The 7,267-nt window shown below is 62.8% G+C and carries 7 protein-coding genes; 2 read left to right on the top strand and 5 right to left on the bottom strand.

Annotated elements, in window-relative coordinates; genetic code table 11:
- Window positions 1-190: oxidoreductase (locus PUN71_RS22000; RefSeq protein ID WP_502861295.1), on the bottom strand; the 190-nt coding region annotated here is incomplete at its 3' end.
- Between the two features lie 394 nt (window positions 191-584).
- Here PUN71_RS22000 and PUN71_RS21995 point away from each other — a divergent pair.
- Window positions 585-869: a DUF1540 domain-containing protein gene (locus PUN71_RS21995; protein WP_277800128.1), complete on the top strand. Its 285-nt coding sequence runs from the start codon at window positions 585-587 to the stop codon at window positions 867-869.
- A gap of 99 nt (window positions 870-968) precedes the next feature.
- Here the strand turns inward: PUN71_RS21995 and PUN71_RS21990 are convergent, their stop codons facing one another.
- The 3 genes from PUN71_RS21990 to PUN71_RS21980 all read right to left on the bottom strand — a co-directional run bounded on the left by PUN71_RS21990 (window position 969) and on the right by PUN71_RS21980 (window position 5,668).
- Window positions 969-3,674 (bottom strand): AMP-binding protein, encoded by a 2,706-nt coding sequence (locus PUN71_RS21990; RefSeq protein WP_277800127.1) that lies wholly within the window; start codon window positions 3,672-3,674, stop codon window positions 969-971.
- A gap of 958 nt (window positions 3,675-4,632) precedes the next feature.
- Window positions 4,633-5,313 carry a haloacid dehalogenase type II gene (locus PUN71_RS21985; RefSeq protein ID WP_277800126.1) on the bottom strand — a complete coding sequence of 227 codons (681 nt, stop codon included), beginning with the start codon at window positions 5,311-5,313 and terminating at the stop codon, window positions 4,633-4,635.
- 10 nt (window positions 5,314-5,323) lie between these two features.
- Window positions 5,324-5,668: a hypothetical protein gene (locus tag PUN71_RS21980; RefSeq protein WP_277800125.1), complete on the bottom strand. Its 345-nt coding sequence runs from the start codon at window positions 5,666-5,668 to the stop codon at window positions 5,324-5,326.
- 258 nt (window positions 5,669-5,926) lie between these two features.
- On the opposite strand from PUN71_RS21980, the gene PUN71_RS21975 reads away from it, so the two are divergent.
- Window positions 5,927-6,229, top strand: coding sequence for a hypothetical protein (locus tag PUN71_RS21975; protein WP_277800124.1), 303 nt, complete (start codon window positions 5,927-5,929; stop codon window positions 6,227-6,229).
- Window positions 6,230-6,393: 164 nt separating this feature from the next.
- Here PUN71_RS21975 and PUN71_RS21970 read toward each other — a convergent pair whose 3' ends face one another.
- Window positions 6,394-6,705, bottom strand: coding sequence for a hypothetical protein (locus tag PUN71_RS21970; protein WP_277800123.1), 312 nt, complete (start codon window positions 6,703-6,705; stop codon window positions 6,394-6,396).
- Window positions 6,706-7,267: the final 562 nt, after the last annotated feature.

The raw sequence follows: 7,267 nt of genomic DNA, 5'->3' as shown, positions 1-7,267 counted from the left end.
TGTAGATGCCTTCAGTGATGAGCAAGCCGAAGCCGCCGGCCGCGAAGCGGGAGTAATAGGATGCCATGCGCCCGGTGGCGTGGCCGTCCTCGGTGGCGCTGACACGGGTCATCGGCGCCAGAGCGACACGGTTGGGCAACTCGGTGGACCCGATACGAAGCGAGGTCCAGAGGGGATCGGGATGAGGCATGAAAGTGTCCTTGAAAGTCTCGGGGGATTGTTCCTCACAGAGGCCGCATACAAAGGGCCTGTATTAGCGGCAAGACCGGGCGGGGGCATTAAATTCCCGTGACACCGGGCTCGCCGGCTGATTGCTGAGTGTGAAGAACTCACGGCCGGGGTCTGATTTGGGCCCTATCGGGCCCAGAAAAGGCGCGCCGCGTTAGCTTTGCGCGCCGTTTCTCGGCGGCTTCCAGTCTCCGCTGCCCTTACCCAACGCGCTGCTGACTCCGACCGGGACGAGGGCTGTTCCTTGGCCGAGCACTGGTGGGTCATGAAATTGGGGCTTTTCAATAGCGGGGAGCCGGGCCTAGGTTGGAAAAATCGGGCGGCCAAGTTCGGAGTTGAACTGCAAGAATCCCGGCATGACAACGTATGTAGCTGACTGCAGCGTGACGAACTGTTCATTCAACGACCACACCAACTGCAACGCTTCTGCGATCACAGTCAGTGGCGGTGAGAATCATGCTCACTGTGCGACATTCGTCGACACGGGAAGTCATGGTGGACTTCCCAAGGTGCTGGCTGACGTGGGTGCCTGCCAGCGCGCTGAGTGCATCCACAACGACCATTTGATGTGCCACGCGCCCGAAGTTCACGTCGGACCAGGAAAAGACAACGCAGACTGCCTTACCTACGCCCACAGATAGCGAGCAAGACTGGATTTGTTGTGGGACCGCCTTCGGCCTGAAGCGGTTTCCGCGGGCATCGAAGGACAGTGAGCGCCAAAGGTGGTCTTCTGTCTCGCATTACCTGTCTCTAAAGGTTCGGTATTTGCCGGTCCCGGCTGAGGTTCCGCCGGCGGGGGCAGCGGAATCTCGGCGTCGGCGGCCCACTGGGTGTTTCATTCTGGCCAATTTCCTGCTGGGGTCCCGGAACAAGCGAAAGGCGCTGGTGAACCGGTTGCAGAATATCCAGTAGACAATTCCTGCGGCCAGAGACGTGGCCACCGCCAGGACACGGCTGGTGTCGGCCAGCGGCGGATACACGAGCCAGTGCACGAGGTAGATGTGCATTGAGGCACTGGCCAGGAGGACGGTGGGTCGGGTCAGGACACGTGGCACGGGGAGGGCGGGGATCCAGGTGAGCAGCAGGATGCCGGCGATCATCGTGGATTCGCGCGGGACGTCGTCGAAGAAGCCAGGGATGGTGAGTACCGTTAGCGCCGAGACCAGCAGTCGCTGCAGGAGGTTTTGCGAGCGTGCCACGGCCCAGCCGAGGGCGAAGAGCCAGAGTGCGGGGATGGTGTGCGGCACGCCCGGTTCTACGATCTCGTAGCGGGTGAGTAGCCCGGCGCCGAACAGTATCAGGGGGTAAAGGAACGGAAAGCGGCGTTCGCTGCGGTAGACCCAGGGGATGGCGAGCAGGGCGGTCATGACCAGGAGGATGTAGACAATGTCTTCGATGAACCAGAAATGCCATTGGGTCGTGACTTCCACAGGCCCGAGGACGGCGTTGAGGAGCACGATGTTGGCCGGGCTGTACCGGTCAGTGACCAGGTAGGCGAGGGCGATGAACGCCATCGCGGGCAGCGCGATCCGGGCAACGCTGACGAGCTGGCGCCGAAGACGGGGCCTTCGTTGACCGGAGAGCTGGAAACGGGCGAAGTTGTACCCTGCGGCGGCGATGAGGACATGGGCCATTCCCTGCCAGTCGAAAAGCCCAATGTGGGTGCTGACGATGAAGACGATGCCGACGGCCCGAAGGACGATGCTCGTATCGACCGGTGCCAGGATTCGCTTCTTGCCCGGTGCGCGGACCTGGCCCTTCGGGTTCGGCGCAGGCTCCAGCCTACCCACGGGTGTGACATGCCAGTCCGGGGGCAGGTGGCCCAGTACTTGTTCCAACCGGACCGAGGCGGCGACGAAGGAGAGGGAGTCCCCGCCGAGCGAGACGAACGTGTCGCTGTCCTTGACCACGGTAACTTCAAGGGCGTCTCTAAATATCTGCTTCACCGTGACGGTGTTTGGAGTGCTGCGCAGGACGTCGTCAGACGGTCCGGTTGATGCCGGATCGCTCGTCTGCGCAAAACCTCGCCCCGGGGTGGGAGCATCGGGTGAGGTTTGGACCGCTGGCGTCCTTTCAGTGGCAAGGGCGGCGACTGCAGGGTAGTCAGGTTTCCCGCTGCCCAGGCGGGGCAGCTCCTTGACGGCGTAGAGGGCCAGGGCTGCGCGCGGCAGCCCCACGCCTTGGGCGAGGACCTTGGACAGAAGCTGGGTGTCATGCTCGCCCTCCACGGCCACGACCAGGCGTTCGTCGGTACCGGTGCTCGCCGCGGGTACCCCGAGGTCAGCCAGGACGCGTTCGACCTGTCCGAGGTCAACGCGCAGGCCCACGATCTTCACGAAGCGGCTGCGCCGGCCGACCACTTCGTAAAGGCCGGCGGCGTTCTTCCGCGCCAGGTCCCCGGTGCGCAGTTCCCTGATGGTCCGGCCCCGGGCCAGGTCCTCCGGGGTTTCGGCGTAACCGAGCATCACGTTAGGCCCGCTGTACACCAGCTCGCCATGCTGCAGCCCATCAACGGGGTCGATACGGAACGCACCTCCGGGCACAGGGAGTCCGATGGCTTCCGGATGCTCGGCCGCAAGGTGCGGGGGCAGGTAGGCCATCCGGGCAGTAGCCTCCGTTTGCCCGTACATGACGAACAGTTCCCACCCCTGCAGCCCGCCCAGGTGCGCGTAACGTCGCACCTGGGCGGGCGCCAGGCGCCCACCAGCCTGCGTGATGTAGCGCAGGTCCGGCAGATCCAAGGCGCCGAAACCCACCCGGTCCAAAAGCTCGAACGTGTAGGGGACGGCGGCGAACGAGGTGCAGTGCCGCTGTCGGAACAGCTCCCAGAAACATGGATCGACGACGGACAGTCCGGTCAGCACCAGCGTGGCACCGCGCAAAAGGTGACTGTTGATCACCGAGAGCCCGTAGCAGTAGGACATCGGCAACGTAGTAGCGGCCCGGTCTTCTGCGGTGATGCTCAGGTACGAGGCAATGGATTCCGCGTTCGCCTGGAGATTGCCGTGGGAAAGTCGCACCAGCTTTGGCGAACCTGTCGATCCTGACGTGCTTAGGAGCAGGGCAAGATCCGGGTGCAGCTCGTGCCGGCTGCCCTGCCGCCGTTCCAACAGCGACATGTTCCCATTGCCAGGGCGGATGACGACGTCTGGATCGTACGCGGATACCAATGTGTCCAGGGATGAGGGTTTGTCTTCCGGAAGAAGGATGAGGGGGTGCCCGCCCACCAGGGCTGCCAGGTATGCCACCAGGGACTCGACATCATTGGACGCCGCAAGGGCCACCAGCCGCCGTCCCGTGCCCAACTTCCGGGCGAAGCCCTCGACCCTTTCGGCCAATTCACGGTAGGACAGGGTCACCCGGTCGGTAATGATGGCAGGGGTATCTCCGTAGTCCGCCAGCCCCCAAGCGAAAGGAACCCCCGCAATTTCAAGCTGCGTGGTCATTTCGCCAACCTTATTAGGTAAGGCTGACCTAAGCATAATCCGGGTGTCGACAAAAACGGGCGGGACGCGCCGGTTCACGGACGCGGTAAGAGATTGACCGGATCTATCCCATGGCACCCTGCCCTTCATGGCTGAGATGTGGCAGGGAGAGATTCACAAACCCCGGGTAGACAGAGGCCCGCGGTGAAGCAGGAAAAAGTGGAAAGCCCGGCTCGAGAGTGGGCGCCCTACTCCTCCAAGGAAAGGAGTACCTCGGGGCCGGGGAATCCATTGGATGGCTCAGGCCAGCCTCTCCCAGCGCAGGTAGCAGTGCCGCCGAGCCGGACCGGCCTGTCGGTTTGGGCCGTGACCGGTCCCGGTACACGCACGGAGAAAGTGGCAAACTCCTGAAGAATAGTAGATCCTGCCCGATTATCTCTGGCCACTCATACGACCCATTGAATCTCTCCAGCGCTCTGCCAGGCATCTTTCGCGTAGATCGCGACTGGCGATCCCTCCTCGCAGACAGGCTTGGTGGCGGAGGCATACGTCAATGATGCGCAGGCGCAATCAAGGCCACGCACATCCTCCGGGCTTTCGCGAAGACGCTCCTAAAAGCGAAGGCCTCCACGATGAAAATGCCCCACGCTCGTTTCGATAAGTTGCTGACGCCGAACACGGCGGAGCGGATTGTGAAGCAACTTGCCGCCGCCAACCCTCGGAAGGCGCGATGCATTTCGACGCGTTCATGCGGGAAGCTGTCATGTCGGGGCCCGGCAGCGACGCGCGTAATTGGCTTTTGTCGGGGCGTCAGCCCTTTCGGACGAGGCGCTTTTGTGGGCCCTAAGGCGGCCGTGGATCACGCGCGGCAACAACACGCTGGCCATGACAGGCCCTGTGACGAAAACTACGTAGTCGCGAGTGCGCCAGGGTGGAGCGGGGGAGGTCCTTCCCCACGTCTATGGTTGGCGTCCTTTTCTTAGGCGCTTGCGGCCAGGGTCGACGCCAGCTCGGTCAGTGCGTAAACGGTAAAGTCGGGGGCTTCAAAATAGGCCGGGTAGTTGTCCCCGGTCCTGTTCAGCCACGCCGTTCGGAGCCCGGCCCGGGCCGCGCCGTGGATGTCCCAAGGGTGCACGGCCACGAGCAGCATGCTGCCCGGATCGGTTCCGGTCCTGGCCGCCGCATACTCGTAGGAGCTGCGGGCGGGCTTCCACGCGGGAGCATCTTCAACCGACAACAGCGCCTCGAATTCGTCCCTGATCCCGGCATCGTCGAACAGCTTCCCGGCAATCTGCGCCGAGCCGTTACTGAGCGTCACCAGCCGGAACCCCGCCGCGGCGAGGGCCCTGATCCCCTCGGGGACATCCGTGTGCACCCCGAGTTCCTTCATACCGGCCATGACGTGGTCGACAGCTGCGTCAAGGGGCCGGTCGAACTCCACGCCGCTCAACACTCCCTGGAGGACGTCGGCACCGATGGTGGCAAACGAACCGTTGTCTCCGCTGGCGGCCAGCGCGAAACCGTCACGCAGAAGGGTCGCGAACCAGAGTCTCGCCATTTCGGCGGGCGCCCCGACCTCGCGGAAGCGCTCACCCATCGGCGACATATCCGACAATGTTTCGTTCACATCAAAGACAACGACGGAGATCGCAGGGTTCATGGTTGCTCCTTCACTTCGTCGATTCAAGCCGTCCGGGGCTCAGCGACCCGGCCGGTTCCACATTGGTGCGCGCCAAGAGTGCTTCCACCACTTCGGCGACCAGGTCTTCTTTCTCCCGGCGCTTGGCGTCCTCCGCCTGAGCGACCTCCACGCGAGCGGCCTGCCAAGCCGACCAGTGGCCCGACACCAGGGCCCAGAGCGACAGAGCCGACACGTACACGACCGAATCCAACCACCCCATCATTAGCGACAGGGGGATCATGACAATCCAAAAGATGGCGAGCCAACCGTTGACCCTCCGCATGAAGACGGGATCGCCCTGGACCATGGCCCAGAGACTCTTGATGGGGCCCACATATCCTCCTTGATTGGTAAAGGCATAGGAACCGACATCCGGAACGTACCCACCAACCTTGGAGAAAACTGGGAGCTGACTGCAATCGAAGGGATGCCCCGGACACAGAGCGGGAGTCAGCGCTGCGTGTACCGTTCGGGGATCTGGACACGTGGCGGGGCTGGACATATCTTCAGACCAGCAAGTCTGACGCTTACGCCGATCCCCTGGGAGCTCCCTGTGAGAATCTTTGGTCGAGGGCCCCAGACCGGAGACACCATGCACTTCGACGCGTTCCTGAGGGAAGCGGTCAGCGCGGTGCCCGGCAGTGAAACGGGGCTAGGCCGTGACGAGCTGTTCGGCGTGTACACGAGCTGGTGCCTGCTGTCGGGACGTCAACCGCTGCCTGAGAAGGCCTTGTGGCAGGCGCTCAGCCGGCGGGGGATCACTCCCGGCAACAACATGCTGGTGATGAAAGGTCCTGCCGCTGCCAACTACATCATCTGGAGCGCGCCAAGCCTGAACGGGGAGCCTCACCGTCGCCTGCGCTGGACATGGGAAAGGGTGCGCCCCGTTCGCTGAGCGCACCCTTTTCGATTCCCCTCGCAGCCGCTCTCCCAAACGACTGAATCCATAATAAGCATGCTTAGCAACCTGTGCAAGAGATGCTTATTCGGAATCGCCGCTAAAGGGTGCATGGCGAAAGCCCAAGCGGCAAGCGGGTCGGCAGGGCGTCCCGGTTATTTCTAGGGGCCTATGGCGTGCCGTGCGTTTTGCCTGATCTCCCTGCCAGCCTTGCGGGCCTGTGACGGCCGGGCGAAAACTCCCGGCGAGTAGGCCATGTAATAGTCGACCGCCTGAACAGCACGCCATTGCCAGCCTCCGGGGGCGGGGAGGATTTCGAATGTCGCGCTGGCAGCGGCCGCCTTGAACGCGGCCGCCTCGCGTTCAGCGAAAGCAAGCGAGACGTAATAGCGGCCCGGCCAGGCCAGTACTTCCCCGTTCTCGTGGAGCCACCAGGACGGCCCTTGGCCACGGTCAGCAACTTCGAACTTCACGGCAGACCCTCTCCTTGTCCGGCAGGCAAGCTGCTTTGCCAACTGTCTGCGAGCGTGGAAACCTCAGAGTCAGGATCGAGGATGAACCGCAACATCGAGCGGCCGTCCGGTAAAGAATTGCTCAAGAATCGGACGAGGCTGGCCCCCGCCTCGGCGAGTTCCTACTGAGCGCCTGCTGCAAGGCAGAATCGCTCGCGGGGGAGGCGTATTCAACTGTCAGCGCCCCAAGCCTCACAGAGGGGTCTTCCATTTAGCCAGTGCGTCACTGACGTCCGGACCTTTGACCAGCTGCCCGGTGAGTGTACTTTCCAAGTAACAAGGGTGTCCTAAATGCGGGTACCCGATACTCGTGACACCCCTGAAGCCTAAGTCTAGGCTCCAGGGTACAGGGTGGCCATGGCAACATTGAGTTGCTTCGGTGCTGATTCATATGCGAGTTTCACTCCGGGAGCAACTTTGCTGGACTATGGATTTCTTCACAACGGCAAGCACGGTAGTGGTCGCGGAATTTCCCGGCGTGGGGTATGCCGCGGGGCACGGGGTTTCCGGGATCCTCAGGTGA

Source organism: Arthrobacter sp. NQ7, from assembly GCF_029581595.2.
Lineage (GTDB): Bacteria > Actinomycetota > Actinomycetes > Actinomycetales > Micrococcaceae > Arthrobacter > Arthrobacter phenanthrenivorans_B.
The sequence above is the reverse complement of the archived record's forward strand: the minus strand, read 5'-3'. Positions and strand labels throughout refer to the sequence as shown.